General features: G+C 67.2%; 11 protein-coding genes and 1 tRNA gene. 8 read left to right on the top strand and 4 right to left on the bottom strand.

The genetic code is table 11. The features are described from left to right. Nucleotides 1-36: 36 nt before the first annotated feature. Complete coding sequence (locus AB7F10_RS19055; RefSeq protein ID WP_428563657.1) at nt 37-186, bottom strand: hypothetical protein; 150 nt, start codon at nt 184-186, stop codon at nt 37-39. A gap of 167 nt (nt 187-353) precedes the next feature. On the opposite strand from AB7F10_RS19055, the gene AB7F10_RS19050 reads away from it, so the two are divergent. Both AB7F10_RS19050 and AB7F10_RS19045 read left to right on the top strand, forming a co-directional pair. After that, the gene (locus AB7F10_RS19050; RefSeq protein WP_428563660.1) at nt 354-1,229 is read left to right on the top strand and encodes a dioxygenase; all 876 of its coding nucleotides are present in this window, start codon (nt 354-356) and stop codon (nt 1,227-1,229) included. A gap of 250 nt (nt 1,230-1,479) precedes the next feature. Beyond that, nucleotides 1,480-3,444, top strand: coding sequence for a L,D-transpeptidase family protein (locus AB7F10_RS19045; RefSeq protein ID WP_428563663.1), 1,965 nt, complete (start codon nt 1,480-1,482; stop codon nt 3,442-3,444). Between the two features lie 111 nt (nt 3,445-3,555). On the opposite strand, the gene AB7F10_RS19040 is transcribed toward AB7F10_RS19045, so the two are convergent. The 3 genes from AB7F10_RS19040 to AB7F10_RS19030 all read right to left on the bottom strand — a co-directional run bounded on the left by AB7F10_RS19040 (nt 3,556) and on the right by AB7F10_RS19030 (nt 4,862). After that, nucleotides 3,556-3,632, bottom strand: a tRNA-His gene (locus AB7F10_RS19040). 239 nt (nt 3,633-3,871) lie between these two features. Then, nucleotides 3,872-4,363, bottom strand: a complete 492-nt coding sequence (locus tag AB7F10_RS19035) for a phasin (RefSeq protein ID WP_428563666.1) — start codon at nt 4,361-4,363, stop codon at nt 3,872-3,874. Nucleotides 4,364-4,571: 208 nt separating this feature from the next. After that, nucleotides 4,572-4,862 carry a phasin family protein gene (locus AB7F10_RS19030; protein ID WP_428563669.1) on the bottom strand — a complete coding sequence of 97 codons (291 nt, stop codon included), beginning with the start codon at nt 4,860-4,862 and terminating at the stop codon, nt 4,572-4,574. On the opposite strand from AB7F10_RS19030, the gene AB7F10_RS19025 reads away from it, so the two are divergent. The 6 genes from AB7F10_RS19025 (at nt 4,863) to AB7F10_RS19000 (ending at nt 14,021) form a co-directional block, all read left to right on the top strand. Then, nucleotides 4,863-5,045 carry a hypothetical protein gene (locus AB7F10_RS19025; protein WP_428563672.1) on the top strand — a complete coding sequence of 61 codons (183 nt, stop codon included), beginning with the start codon at nt 4,863-4,865 and terminating at the stop codon, nt 5,043-5,045. Between the two features lie 167 nt (nt 5,046-5,212). Continuing rightward, nucleotides 5,213-8,020 carry a PAS domain-containing sensor histidine kinase gene (locus AB7F10_RS19020; RefSeq protein ID WP_428563675.1) on the top strand — a complete coding sequence of 936 codons (2,808 nt, stop codon included), beginning with the start codon at nt 5,213-5,215 and terminating at the stop codon, nt 8,018-8,020. A gap of 128 nt (nt 8,021-8,148) precedes the next feature. Then, a complete protein-coding gene (locus tag AB7F10_RS19015) occupies nt 8,149-8,901 on the top strand; it encodes a DUF1194 domain-containing protein (protein ID WP_428563678.1) in 753 nt (250 codons plus the stop codon). A gap of 139 nt (nt 8,902-9,040) precedes the next feature. Then, nucleotides 9,041-10,069, top strand: coding sequence for a Fe(3+) ABC transporter substrate-binding protein (locus tag AB7F10_RS19010; RefSeq protein WP_428563681.1), 1,029 nt, complete (start codon nt 9,041-9,043; stop codon nt 10,067-10,069). A 30-nt stretch (nt 10,070-10,099) separates the two neighbouring features. Beyond that, nucleotides 10,100-11,890, top strand: a complete 1,791-nt coding sequence (locus AB7F10_RS19005) for an ABC transporter permease (RefSeq protein WP_428563684.1) — start codon at nt 10,100-10,102, stop codon at nt 11,888-11,890. A 94-nt stretch (nt 11,891-11,984) separates the two neighbouring features. Beyond that, the gene (locus AB7F10_RS19000; protein WP_428563687.1) at nt 11,985-14,021 is read left to right on the top strand and encodes an AsmA family protein; all 2,037 of its coding nucleotides are present in this window, start codon (nt 11,985-11,987) and stop codon (nt 14,019-14,021) included. The last annotated feature ends 14 nt before the right edge of the window (nt 14,022-14,035 follow it).

The raw sequence follows: 14,035 nt of genomic DNA, 5'->3' as shown, positions 1-14,035 counted from the left end.
CCGGCCCCCCACGCCGGCTCTCTAAAACCGGGCTCCTCACGGAGCCCGGTTCTTCCTTTTGGCGACCCGGTTTTCGGCGGGCGTCGTTTCCGACAACCTGACAAATTCGACCGCCGGCGACGCTTTTTGCGCGGCCTTGCCTTTCAAGTCATGCAAAGAAAGCAAAACGGCGGGAGTGGGCAGCATTTCGCAATCCCCGGCGCCGTAACGCGGCCCGCGCTATTGACCGCGACCGGCGGGGGCCGGATACACTCGACATTAGAATTGTGGGAAACGCCGCGCGACGAACCGTCTCGCCCGACATCTCTGGCTTTTCGCCAGCGCATCGTCGGACCGGCTTGGGAGGAACACATATGACTTATGTCACCGAAGAGAACCTGACCGACGTGGTGATGAAGCGCTGGCAGGACATCGACAATCCGCGTCTCAAGCAGGTGATGCAGTCGCTCATCAAGCACGTTCACTCGTTCGTGCGCGACATCGAGCCGACCGAGGCCGAATGGGCCCAGGCGATCGACTGGCTGACCCGCACCGGGCAGATTTCCAGCGAGAAGCGTCAGGAGATGATCCTGTTCTCCGACGTGATGGGCGTCAGCATGCTGGTCGACTCGATCAATCACCGGCTGCCGACCGGCGCGACGCCGACCACGGTCGAAGGACCGTTCCACATTCCGAATTCGCCGGACATCGCCAATGGCGGCAACATGGCCGAAGGCGCGCCGGGCATCCCGACTTACGTGGTCGGAAAGGTGCGCGGGCTCGACGGCGAGCCGGTTCCCGGCGCGCTGCTCGACCTGTGGCAGACCGACGGCGAAGGGCTTTATGAATCGCAGCGCGACACCTCGGAGCCGTGGATGCGCGGCAAGTTCCGCAGCCAGGGCGACGGCTCCTACGCGCTGCGCACGGTCGCCCCGATCGGCTACACGATCCCGATGGACGGCCCGGTCGGCGAACTGGTCAGCAGCACCAACATCAGCCACATGCGCCCGGCCCATATCCACTTCTGCGTCGAAGCGCCCGGCTATCACAGAGTCGTGACGCACCTGTTCCAGCAGGGCGATGAGTACATCGACAGCGACGTGGTCTACGGCGTGAAGGAGCCGCTGATTGTGGATTTCAAGAAGAAGTCCGGCGGTAAAACCCCGACCGGGGAAACGCTGAACGAACCCTTCTATGTCGTCGAATATGACTTCGTGTTGAAAAAGCTGGCAAAAGCGCAAGCTGCCTGACGCCGCCGCAATTGCGGCCGGTATCCCGTTAGCGGTGCAAAATAGTCACGCCGCGGCGTCATGTTGCTGCGCACCCGTGTCAATTGCACCGGCTCTGTGGAATAATTAGCTAACGGTTCGCCCCCATAATCGGGGGCGAACGGCTTTTTGGAATCTTGGAGAAGCCCCGGTGCGTGCCCGATTTGACGGCTTTCTGACTGGAACTGCCCTCGCCCTCGTTTTGATCAGCGCCCCTGCCAGCATCCCTGCCTTGGCGCAAACCACACCGGCGGCATCCGAAACCACTCCGGCCGCGACCGACAGCGCCAAGCCTGCCGGTACAACGGCCGCGCCGAGCGGCGACGCCGCTGCGCCGGCCGCTACGGCTGCGCCGGCACCGTCATCCGACAAGCCGGCCGACGCCGCAGCGGCGAAACCCGCCGAGCCTGCGCCGGCGCAGGCTGCAACGCCCGCCGCGACCGACAAGCCCGTGACGCAGACGGCCGCGCCCGCACCGGCCGCCGTCGACAAGAATGCCGAGATCGCCGCGAAGCTGCGCGAACTCGTGCCGGCAAAGGCCGACCGCCTGGGATTGCGCCGCGACGAGCGCACCGCGGTCGAGGCCTTCTACAAGGCGCGCGCCTTCGCGCCGGTGTGGCTGACCGACGGCGCCGTCAATGCAAAGGCCAAGTCGGCGATCGACTATCTCGCGCATGTCGACCGCGACGGTCTCGACCCGAGCGAATATCCGACGCCCGACTTCGCCGCCGCGAGCGGCGCCGACGCGCTTGCCGACGCGGAGATGAAGCTTACCGCGGCGGCGCTGACCTATTCGCGCCACGCGCTTTACGGCCGCGTCAACTACACCCGTGTCGCCGCCGACATCAGCTTCACGCAGGATCGGCCCAGCCCCGAAGACGTGCTGAAGCAACTCGCCGCGAGCGACGACGCCGCCAAGACGCTCAACGGCTTCGAGCCGCAGCATCACGCCTATCAGGCGCTGAAGCAGGCGCTGGCCGACGCGCGCGCCGGCAAGCACGACCCGAAGGACGAGCCGAAGAAGGAAAAGGTCGTTCGCATTCCCGCCGGCAAGGTGATGAAGCCCGGCATGAAGGACGAGCGCGTCGTTCTGCTGCGCAAGCGGCTGAAGATGGCCGAACACCCGGACAGCAACGTCTATGACAACGACGTGCAGGCCGCGGTGACCAAGTTCCAGAAGGACTCGCGCATCGGCGTCGACGGCAATGTCGGCCCCGCCACGCTCGCCGCGCTGAACGGCGAGGAAAGCCCGGCCGCCAAGATCGGCAATCCGGTCGACATGATCATCGCCAACATGGATCGCTGGCGCTGGTACGACCGCGACCTCGGCAACCCGCGCGTGATCGTCAACATCCCCGACTATCGCCTCACCGTCTACAACGACGAGAAGGTGTACTGGACGACCAAGATCGTGGTCGGCCTGCCGGGCAAGGCGACGCCGCTGATCTCGGCGGACATGAAGTTCATCACGGTCAATCCGACCTGGAACGTGCCGCCCTCGATCATCCAGAACGAGTATCTGCCGGCGTTGCAGGAAGACCCGAACGCGCTCGACCGCATCGGCCTCAAGGTCGAGCAGGCCGCCGACGGCACCGTGCGCATCTACCAGCCGCCGGGTGCCGGCAACGCGCTCGGCCGCATCCGCTTCAACTTCCCGAACAAGTTCCTGGTCTATCAGCACGACACGCCGGACAAGCACCTGTTCGCACGGCCGCGCCGCGCCTACAGCCACGGCTGCATGCGCGTCGAGAACCCGCTGAAATACGGCGAGGTGCTGCTGTCGCTCGCGCTGCCGCAGGAGCACTACACCGCGGCCCGGCTCGAGAAGATGTTCGGCGGCAGCGAGATCAACATCAACTTCCCCAAGCACATCCGCGTGCACCTGACCTATCAGACCGCTTTCGTCGACGACGAGGGCAAGCTGCAGCTGCGCGAGGATGTCTACGGCCGCGACGCCCGCATGCTCGCGATCCTCAAGGGCAGCGAGCGCAAGATCGCCGATATCGCGATAGACAGGCCGCCGAACACCTCGGCCAAGCCGGTGCGCGTCGCGCCGGGCACCTTCGGCGGCGGCGGCTATTCGGGCGGTCCGAACTTCTTCGACTTCCTGTTCGGCGGCCCGCAGCCGCGCGAGACCTATGTACCGCCGGCCCGCCGGCGCACCGACAACAACGGCCGCTATACGAGCTGGCGGTAGCGCCACCCAAGGCCGCAAAGACAAAAACGCCGGCGCGTGTCGCCGGCGTTTTTTATTGTCGAGCCGCGAATTGTTGTGCGCTTGCGCAAGACCGCCGTTCACAAGCGGCGATGGTACAGGCGGGTGGACTCGAACCACCGACCTCCGGTTCCACAGACCGGCGCTCTAACCAACTGAGCTACGCCTGCACGGGTGCCGCGGGGCGCGCGCGCTATGGCGGCCGGCAGCGGCGCGAACCTAGGTGCGGCGGGCCGGTTTGGCAAGCCAAACAGCCCTGACGCCGGCACCATGGTTTCCGTCCCGCTGCCTGCGTCCCGCCAAAACAAAAAGGCCCGGATCGGACGATCCGGGCCTTGAAGTCAGGAGGATTTCGGATGCCGCGCGGGGAAGTCCGCCGCGCCCATCAATGGTCTCTGGAAAGACGGCCTCAGGCCGCCTTCTTCATCGCGCTGGCGAAGCCTTCCTTGAGCGGCTCGGCCGTCTCGGTCGCGACCTTCTGGGCGCAGGCCGCGAGGTCCTTCGACTGCGCGGTCAGCGTGTCGAACTGCTTGTGCAGGTAGGCGGTCGAGATCTCGAGCACGTCCGAATAGGACTTCGCCGAGAACAGCTCGCCGTAGAAATCGAACGCCGCATTGGCATTGGCGCGCGCGGTTTCGATCACCTTCTGGCCGTAGGTGGCCGCGCCCTTGGAGGCGGTCGCGTAGGTGTCTTCGAGGACGTCGGTGGCTTCCTCGGCGGCCGACTTGAATTTCTCGTAGTTTTCCTTGGCTTGCGAAATGCCCTTCTCGGCGAATTCGCGATAGGCGGTCGGAACTTCGAACTTCGGAACGTCGAACTTCGGGATTTCAAACTTCGGCAGTTCGAAAGCGGGGGCCGGCTTGGCCTTGGCTTTCGGGGCCGTGGAGACGGTGTCGCTCATGGCGGTGATCCTCGTTGGCTGTGTTTCGCTCAGTTCCCAGACTCTGACTGCGCGGCCGCATACGCAACGTCGGGCGCAGTCTCCGGCTTTCGTGAACCCAATATAGGCGACTTATTGTGCAATGCAACATGAAATTTTGCATTGCGGTATGCCGTTTTGGCGGACCGGCCTGGCGCGTCCCACCCTGCCGTCCGTAACTGCCGGCCGATCAGGCCGCTTTGCCGCCTTTACCGGCGTCCTTGCCGCCATCCTTGGGCGCGGCAGAGCCCTTCGCCGGCGGCTCTGCCATTTTCGAGGCCTTCCGGGCGAGGTCCTGGGCCTGGTCGGTCAGGGCCGCCATCTGGGTTTTGACGAATTCGGAGTGGATGTGGACGACGTCCTGGGCGTCCCTGGCGGCCAGAAGCGCCTGCGCGAACTGGAAGGAATTGGCGATGTTCTGCTCCGCCATCCGCAGCGCGGTCTCGCGGACGTCGCGCGCGCCCGTCATCGCGGTTTCCATGTGGCCTTCGACATGCCGGACGGCCTCGCGCGTGGCGCCGACGAACTGGCCGAAAGCCTCGCGCATCTGCTCGGCGTTTTTCTCGGCGATTTTCTGAAATTCGGGGGGAAATTCAAAAAACGGCGTGTTGCTTGCGGCCATGAACGCCTCCTGCTGGCAAAATCGGATCTGCTCGTGGATTAGACGGCTGCAAGCTCACCACAGGAATTGTTCAGCAATGTGTCGCCTGCGGGCTGCCCGGTGAAATTAACCATACCGGTTCATCGCAGCCTGATTTGGCGGGCTTTGCGTGGACCTTGCCACAGCGCGGCCGTATTAATTCTTCGTTATCCATAACGATCGCCGAAACAATGAACGGCTCGCATCAACCCTATGCCCTCCTCGCCGCGCCTGCGCTCGCCGCGCACGCCATGAGCGCGACGCCGGCATGGCTGTGGTCGGGCGACGGCACGCGGCTCCTCTGGTCCAATCCTGTCGGTGCAGCGGTTCAGCGCGCGCATGCCGACGCGCTCGCCGCACGCGCCGCGCAGATCGCGCAGTCGCTGCCGCAAGGCGCGGCGCGGCTCGAACGGCTGCGCGGCCCCGGCGCCGGCGTCGGCGGCGTGCTCACCTGCCGCTGCCAGCGCATCGCGCTCGCCGACGGCGGCGACGGCATCCTGATCGCGGCGGTCGAACCCGCAAAGACCAGTCTCAGCATCGATGAGCGCGCGCAGGCGCTGCTCGCCGGCCATCGCGGGCCGGCCGCGATCTTCAGCGCGAGCGGCGATCTGATCGCGGCCTCACCGGAAGCCGCCGCCTCGCTCAACGGCGCGAAGACGCTTGCCGCGCTCGGCCTCGGCGACCTCGCGGCGACGGCGCTGCGCGACGGCACGGGCAGCAACGGCGCAGCGATGCTGATGCGGCTCGGCAACGGCAATGGCGGCGCGCTGCTCGCGGTGTTCGGCGGCGCCGACGCCGTGCCCGCAACCGCTCCGTCCGCTTCGCCGGCTGTCTCGCCCGCCGCCCCCGCCGAAACGACGCGGCGCGACGTCCGCCGTTTCATCTGGCAAAGCGACGCCGACGGGCACTTCACCATTCTCACCGCCGACTTCTTCGATCGCGCCGACGCGCGCACCGCGGCGCTGTCCGGCAAGAGCTGGCGGGAGATCGCCGGCGCGCTCGGTCTCGACCCCGACGGGCGCATTGCGGCGGCGCTCACCTCGCAGGACACCTGGAGCGGCATCGCGACCGCTTGGCCGTCGGCCGGCGGCGGCCTGCTCGCCGTCGAACTCTCCGGCCTGCCGATGTTCGACCGCGAGCGCAGCTTCCAGGGCTACCGCGGCTTCGGACTTTGCCGCGACGAGACACCAGCGGCGACCGCGACGGTCGTGGCCGCACCGCCCGCCGCCGCGCACGTGCCGCCGCAAACGGCGGAGCCGGCAGCACCGCAACAGCCGCCCTCGACCGTCGTGCCGTTCCCGGCTCCGTCGCTGTCGGACAACGAGCAGAGCGCGTTCCACGAGCTTGCGCGCCAGCTCGGCGACCGCCTGAAGGCGAGCGCCAGCAAGCCGCTGATCGACGACGACTTCGGTCCCGAACGCGCCGAGCCGGTCGCCGACCGTCAGCTCGCGCCGCCGCAGCGCTCCGACAGCGTTGCCCCGCCCGCGCCCGTCAATGCCGGCGACGAACGGCCGATCCTCGACAAGCTGCCGGTCGGCATCCTGGTTTATCGCTACAACACGCTGATCTACGCGAACCGCGCCCTGCTCGACTGGACCGGCTATCGCACGCTCGACGCGCTGACGTCGGGGGGCGGCCTCGACAGCCTGTTCATCGAGCCGGCCGCCGGCCCCGGCAGCGCAAGCGGCAACGGCGGCGCGAAGTCACTTGCCATCGCGACGCGCGACGGCAACGCCAAGCCGGTCGAAGGCCGGCTGTTCAGCGTGACATGGGACGGCGACAATGCGCTGGTGCTGATGATCAACACGCTCGCGGCCGCGTCGCGCGAACCGGCTCCGCAAGCGGCACCCGACAAGACGGCCGAGCTTGCGCGCCGCGAACTCGAGTCCGAGAACCGCAACCTGCGCGCGGCGCTCGACACCGCCGCCGACGGCGTGCTGCTGATCGACGCCACCGGCCGGATCATCTTCGCCAATTCCGGCGCCGCCGCGCTGTTTTCCCGCGACCGCGATGCCTTGTCCGACATGACGTTCGGCGAACTGTTCGCGCCGGAGAGCCGCCGCGCCGCGCTCGACTATCTCGACCGGCTCAACCGCGACGCCACCGCCGGCATCATCAATCCCGGCAAGGAGATGATGGCGCGCGCGCAGGGCGGCGGACTGGTGCCGCTGCACATCACCGTCGGCCGTGTCGGGCCGGACGGCGAGAAATTCTGCGCCGTGCTGCGCGACATCACTGCGCTGAAGAAGGCGGAAGAGGATCTCGTCAACGCCCGCCATCAGGCCGAGTTGCTGACGGCTGAAAAATCCGAGTTCCTCGCCAAGATCAGCCACGATATCCGCACGCCGCTCAACGCCATCATCGGCTTTTCCGAGGTGATGATGGAAGAGCGCTTCGGACCGATCGGCAACGAGCGCTATCAGGATTACGCACAGGGCATCCACGCCTCCGGCGAACGGCTGATCGCGCTGCTGAACGACCTCTTGGACCTCGCGCGCATCGAGACCGGCAAGCTCGACCTCGCGATGACGCCGATGAACCTCAACGAGATCGCGCAGCAATGCGTCGCCGCGCTGCAGCCGCAGGCGAACCGCGACCGCGTCATCATCCGCTCATCGCTGCCGGCCAATCTGCCGGCGATCGTCGCGGACAGCCGCGCGGTCCGCCAGATCGTGCTCAACCTGCTGGCACATTCGATCAAGTTCACCGGCGCCGGCGGGCAGGTGATCGTCTCGACCGCGCGCAACGAAAACGGCGACGTGGTGTTGCGGGTGCGCGATACCGGCGCCGGCCTGTCCGACCGCGAACTGGTGAGCGCGCTCGAGCCGTTCCGCAATATCGCCACCGCGGCGCGCTGGGGGGCAAGCGGCACCGGCCTCGACCTGCCGATCATCAAGGCGCTGGCGGAAGCCAACCGCGCCACCTTCACCATCACCAGCGGCTCCGACCAGGGCACGCTGGTCGAGGTGGCTTTCCCGGCGACCCGCGTTATTGCCTGATAAACGGCGGCGATAGCGGCCGCGGGTTACCGCAGGCAAGCCCTGCAACGAACCGCCTCCATCCCGCCCGAAAGTGGATTAGACTTGGCGGCCTTGAGGAAAGTGCCCACCCTGGAGTGTCGGCGCTCGTGGTCCGCAGTTTGCGCCTTGCCGTCGTCCTGATCGCCTTGCTCGCCGCCGCGCCGATGGCGCGTGCCGCCGAAGCGGTCGATCTGTTGCTGGTGCTGGCGGCCGATGTTTCGCGCAGCGTCGATGCTCCGAAATACCAGCTTCAGCGCGAAGGCTATGCGCAGGCGCTGTCCGACCCGCGCGTGCTGAACGCCATCCGCTCCGGCCTCAACCGCCGCATCGCAGTCTGCTTCGTCGAATGGTCGGGCGTCGGCTCGCAGCAGGTGGTGATCGACTGGACGCTGATCGACGGCCCGAAAGCGGCGCGCGAATTTGGCGACAAGCTCATGGAGTCGCGCCGCTCCTTCGCCGACCGCACCTCGATCAGCGCGGCGATCGAGTTTTCGGTCGCGCAATTCGCCCGCGCACCGTATGAGGCCAAACGCCGCACCATCGACGTCTCCGGCGACGGCACCAACAATTCCGGCCGCGCCGTCACCGATGCGCGCGACGAAGCGGTCGCGCTCGGCATGACCATCAACGGCCTCGTCATCCTGAGCGATCGTCCCTTGCCGTGGAACCCGGAACACACCAACCCTCCGGGCGGATTGGCAAATTACTATCGCAACAACGTCATGGGCGGACCCGGCAGCTTCGTGATGGAAGCCAAGGACTTCAATTCGTTCGGTCAGGCGATCATCGCCAAGCTGATTGCGGAGATCGCCGACGCGCGCATGCCGCGCAACGGCGACGCAAAACGCAGCCTAGAATAGTTCTAAGCTATTGATCGTTCACCCGAATTCGATTTGACTGGGGTCGGGTCTTCCTCTCCAACTGAAACGCACCACAGCAAAGCCGCGCGCGAAGACGCGGCGAGCGTTTCACGGCCGACTGAACCCAGGAGAATTGGACATGACACTCACGTTGCGGAGCGCGCTCGCCGGCACGGCCGTCGCCGCCACGCTGATCGCCGCGGCGGGCAGCGCATACGCCCAGCCGAAGGAAGTGAACGTCTATTCCTATCGCGAAGCGAAGCTCATTCAGCCGTTGTTCGCGGCCTTCACCAAAGAGACCGGCATCGACGTCAACGTGATCTCGGCAAGCTCCGGCCTCGAACAGCGCATCAAGAGCGAGGGCGAGAACTCGCCCGCCGACATCCTGCTCACGGTCGATATCGGCCGGCTCGAAGACGCGGTGAAAGCCGGCATCACGCAGCCGATCCAGTCGGCAACGCTCGACAAGCTGGTGCCGGCGCGGGCGCGCGACCCGGAAGGCCACTGGTTCGGCATGTCGATGCGCGCGCGCGTCGTCTATGCGTCGAACGATCGCGTCAAGGCGGATGCGATCACCTATGAGGAACTGGCCGACCCGAAGTGGAAGGGCAAGATCTGCATCCGCTCCGGCCAGCACATGTACAACAATGCGCTGTTCGCCGCCTATCTCGCGCACCACGGCGAGGCCAAGACGGAAGAATGGCTGCGCGGGCTGAAGGCCAATCTGGCGCAGAAGCCCTCCGGCGGCGACCGCGAAACCGCGCGCGACGTCGCGGCCGGCAAATGCGACCTCGGCATCGGCAACACCTATTACTGGGCGCTGATGAAGACCAACGAGAAGCAGAAGGCCTGGGCCGACGCCACGCGGGTGATCCTGCCGACCTTCAAGGACGGCGGCACCCATGTGAACGTCTCCGGCGTCGTGCTGACCAAATACGCGCCCAACAAGGCCAACGCGGTCAAGCTGATCGAGTGGCTGATGGGCGAGCAGGCCCAGCACATGTATGCCGACATGAACTTCGAATACCCGCTGCGCGACGGCATTGCCGTCAACCCGATCGTGGCGAGCTACGGCAAGATGAAGCCGGACGACGTGCCGCTCGCGAAGATCGGCGACAACAAGAAGGCCGCGTCCGAGCTGGTGGACAAGGTCGGTTTCGATAACTGACGGTCAACCTGACGGGCGTATAAGGCCCCCATGACGATCGCAGACACCTCGCTCGACAGCCCCGCCCAAGGCAAGCCCTTTGGCGGGGCCTTTCGTTCGGGCGCCGGCCGGCGCGCCCCGCTCGCCTGCACGCTGATCGCGCTGGCGCTCGCGGGCCTGACCGCGTTGCCGCTGATCAGCCTCGCACGGACCGCCGCGCTCGGCGGCGAGGCGGGCCTGTGGATGCATCTCATTTCGTTTGTCATTCCGCCGAGCGCGGTGCAGACGCTCGGCCTGCTGGCCGGCGTCGCGGCGCTGGCCGGCATCGCCGGCGCCGGCACCGCATGGCTCGTCACCGTGTACCAGTTTCCGCTGCGCGGCGCGCTGATCTGGCTGCTGCCGCTGCCGCTCGCGATCCCGACCTATATCGCCGCTTACGTCTATGCCGACCTGCTGGAAGCCGCGGGGCCGGTGCAGACCGCGCTGCGCAGCCAGTTCGGCTTCGCGACCGCCGCCGATTACTGGTTTCCGCAGGTGCGCTCGCTGCCGGGCGCGATCCTGATCTTCGGCGTGGTGCTCTATCCATATGTCTATCTCGCCGCCCGCGCGATGTTTCAGACCCAGACCGCCGCCTTCACCGAAGCCGCGCGCGTGCTCGGCGCGCGGCCATGGCGGCTCGCGCGCGATGTGGCGTTGCCGCTGTCGCGGCCGGCGCTCGCGGTCGGCATCGCGCTCGCGCTGCTCGAATGTCTCAACGACATCGGCGCCAGCGAGTATCTCGGCGTGCGGACGCTGACGCTGTCGGTGTTCAACACCTGGCTCAACCGCGGCAGCCTGCCCGGCGCCGCGCAGATCGCGCTCGCCATGCTGACGCTGGTGGTGGCGCTGATCGCGCTCGAACGTTACGGCCGCGCCCGGCAGCGCTATGCCATGTCGGCGCAGGATTCGCGCATGAGCCATCGCGTGCCGCTGCGGGGCGCGGGGCGCTGGCTGGCGACGCTTGCCTGCCTCGTTCCGTTCTGTCTCGGCTTTCTGCTGCCGGCAGGCTTCCTCGCCCGCGAAGCGGCGGCGCGGCATCTCGCGCTCGGCGTCGAGCCGGAACTTCTGCGCCACACCCTGACCACGCTGACGCTGGCGGCGAGCGCGACGGCCGCGGTGCTGGTGCTCGGCAGTCTCGCCGCGATGGCGGCGCGGATCGGCCGCACGCGGCTGATCGCCGGCGCGGTGGCGGTCGCGGCGATGGGCTATGCGATCCCCGGCACCGTGCTCGCGCTCGGTCTGCTGAGCCCCATTGTCGGCGTCGACGAGATCGTCAACCGGGTTGCGGAGCACACCACCGGGGCGCATCCCGGCCTCGTGGTCGCCGGCTCCAGCGCCGGCGTGGTGATCGCCTATGTGGTGCGCTTTCTCGCCATCGCGATCGGGCTGTCGCAGGCCGGCCTCGCCCGCATCCCCGGCGAATTCGAGGACGTCGCCCGCACGCTCGGCGCCGGCCCCCGCTCGCTCGTGCGCAACCTCTATTTGCCGCTGGCGCGGCCGGCGATGTGGGGGGCGGCGCTTTTGGTGTTCGTCGACTGCCTGAAGGAACTGTCGGCGACGCTGCTGCTGCGGCCGCTCAACACCGAGACGCTGGCGACCTACATCTACCAGTTCGCCACCCGCGGCAGCTTCGAGGAAGGCGCGCTCGCCGCGCTGCTGATTGTGGCGGTCGGCATCCTGCCGGTGATCTGGCTGGTCCGTTTCGCGGAAAAGGCGCCCGCCCGGTTCGCCCAAAAATCTCCAGCCGAGCCGTCAAAGCCGCTGCGCCGCAGAGCCTGGCGTGACCGCGCGCCGCAGCCTTGAAAGCGTCACAGAGGACCGCCACGGTTGGCGTGCCCGCGACGGGTGGTATATTTCTGTCCGCCCACGGACGTGACACACGCGGAATATCGGTCTCTTGACGGTAGCAACCGGCTTTAAGCGGCTTGGTCTGACACTGGCGTTCGCCTTCATTCTGGGCGGCGGCATCCTGATGGCGTTGAACCATCTGGTGTCGACCGACGCGGTTCGCGACAAGGTGCAGTCCGAAATTCGCTCGGTGACCGGTTTCGAGCCGGAGATTCGCGGCGTCGGTACGGTGTCGCTATTCCCTTCCGGCACCGTCAGCTTCGCCGACGTGAGGATGGGCCAGAGTGGCCCGGCCCAGGGCGGCGAACCGGCGCTGACCGCCGAGCGCCTCGTCGCGCATCTGAAATTCTTTCCGCTGCTGATCGGCCGCGCCGAGATCGACGACGTGACGCTCGAACGTCCGCGGATCGCGCTGCATGTGAGCGCGGACGGCCACTCGAACTGGTCGAACCTGCTCGAGCGGCTCGAGAGCGGGCAGAAGGCGGGCAGCGAAGAGACGCCGCTGTTCTCGGAGATCCGCATTCAGGGCGGCACCATCATCTTCCGCGACATGAAGCGCGGCATCGACGAGCGCCTCGACGATGTCGAGATGTCGCTCGCCTGGCCGCAAATTTCGAAGAGCTTCGGCGCCACCGGCCGGTTCCGCTGGCACGGCCAGATGATGGACGGCAGCCTGACGATGAGCGACTTCGCGGCGGCGCTGGCCGGCAACCAGTCCGGTCTCAAGTTCCGCATCGCCGGCACCACCGCCAAGGCCGCCTTCGACGGCAACTTCAGCATGAAGCCGACGCTCAAGGTCGACGGCACGCTGGCGGCCGACGCCGCCAACTTGCGCGACACGATGGTCTGGGCCGGCCGCAAGCCCCTGCCCGGCGGCGGCTTCGAGCGCTTCGCGCTCAAGGCGCAGGCCAACGTGGTCGGCGGCACGATCGCGCTGTCGAACGTCAATGTCGAACTCGACGGCAACAAGGCCGAAGGCGTGCTGACCTTCGCGACCGACGGCCGGCAGACGCTGCAAGGCACGCTGGCCGCCGACAAGATCGACCTGTCGCCCTATGTGGCGACGGTGCGCCTGCTCGCGACCAGCCAGCGCGAGTGGAACAACGCGCCGCTGAGCCTCGACGGCCTCGCGGCCTTCGACGTCGACCTGCGGCTGTCGGCGGCGAATGTCGTATTGCCCGGCGCCACCCTCGGCCGCACTGCGATCGGCGCCAACCTGCGCGGCGGGCATCTCTCGGTGGCGATCGGCGAGTCGCAGGCGTTCAACGGCGTCATCAAGGGCTCGTTCACGATCTCCAATTTCGAGACCGGCGTCGATCTCAAATCGCAGATGCAGTTCATGGGCGTCGACCTCTCGGCCTGCCTCGGCCAGTTGCTCGGCATGCATCGCCTCGAGGGCAAGGGCAACGTCGTGCTCGCGCTCGAAGGCTCCGGCGACAGCATCCTGGCGCTGACGCGCACGCTGACCGGCAGCGCCAGCGTCAACGGCGAAAAAGGCTCGCTGCTCGGCCTCAACGTCGAGCAACTGCTGCGCCGGCTCGAGCGCAGCCCGCTGTCCGGCGGCGGCGATTTCCGCGCCGGCCGCACACCCTATGACAAGCTGACGGTGGTGCTGCGCATCGCCAAGGGCGTCGCCACCATCAGCGATGCGCGGGTGTCCGGCCCCTCGGTGCAGCTGGCGCTGACCGGCTCGGCGCTGATTCCGACCCGCGAATTGTCGCTGAAAGGCACCGCCGGCCTGTTGACCGGCGCCGGCAGCGAGAAGACGCCGAAGTTCGAGCTGCCGTTCTTCGTCGAGGGTTCGTGGGACGACCCGATCATGCTGCCGGACCCGCAGATCCTGATCCGCCGCTCCGGCGCCGCCGCGCCGCTGCTCGACGCGGTGCGCGACAAGAAGGCCCGCGACGCCGTGCGCTCCGCGATCAAGCAGATCACCGGCGGCTCACCGCGCCCCGACAGCGCGCCGGCGGCAACAGCCGACGGCAACGCTACTGCGGCACAAGAGACGCCGAACGCCGCGGCTGCCGGTGCGCCGACGGCGATTGCGACGCCCGCAGCGGAAACCCAAACCGCCCCGGCGCAATAAGCGTTCTTTCAGCA

Source organism: Pseudolabrys sp., assembly GCF_050250095.1.
In the GTDB taxonomy this organism is placed as follows: Bacteria; Pseudomonadota; Alphaproteobacteria; order Rhizobiales; family Xanthobacteraceae; genus Pseudolabrys.
The sequence above is the reverse complement of the archived record's forward strand: the minus strand, read 5'-3'. Positions and strand labels throughout refer to the sequence as shown.

Bases quoted from the DNA above. Each gene is read 5' to 3' on its own strand.
- AB7F10_RS19055 (WP_428563657.1), bottom strand. From the start codon at position 186: ATGCTGCCCACTCCCGCCGTTTTGCTTTCTTTGCATGACTTGAAAGGC.
- AB7F10_RS19050 (WP_428563660.1), top strand. From the start codon at position 354: ATGACTTATGTCACCGAAGAGAACCTGACCGACGTGGTGATGAAGCGC.
- AB7F10_RS19035 (WP_428563666.1), bottom strand. From the start codon at position 4,363: ATGAGCGACACCGTCTCCACGGCCCCGAAAGCCAAGGCCAAGCCGGCC.
- AB7F10_RS19030 (WP_428563669.1), bottom strand. From the start codon at position 4,862: ATGGAAACCGCGATGACGGGCGCGCGCGACGTCCGCGAGACCGCGCTG.
- AB7F10_RS19020 (WP_428563675.1), top strand. From the start codon at position 5,213: ATGAACGGCTCGCATCAACCCTATGCCCTCCTCGCCGCGCCTGCGCTC.
- AB7F10_RS19010 (WP_428563681.1), top strand. From the start codon at position 9,041: ATGACACTCACGTTGCGGAGCGCGCTCGCCGGCACGGCCGTCGCCGCC.
- AB7F10_RS19005 (WP_428563684.1), top strand. From the start codon at position 10,100: ATGACGATCGCAGACACCTCGCTCGACAGCCCCGCCCAAGGCAAGCCC.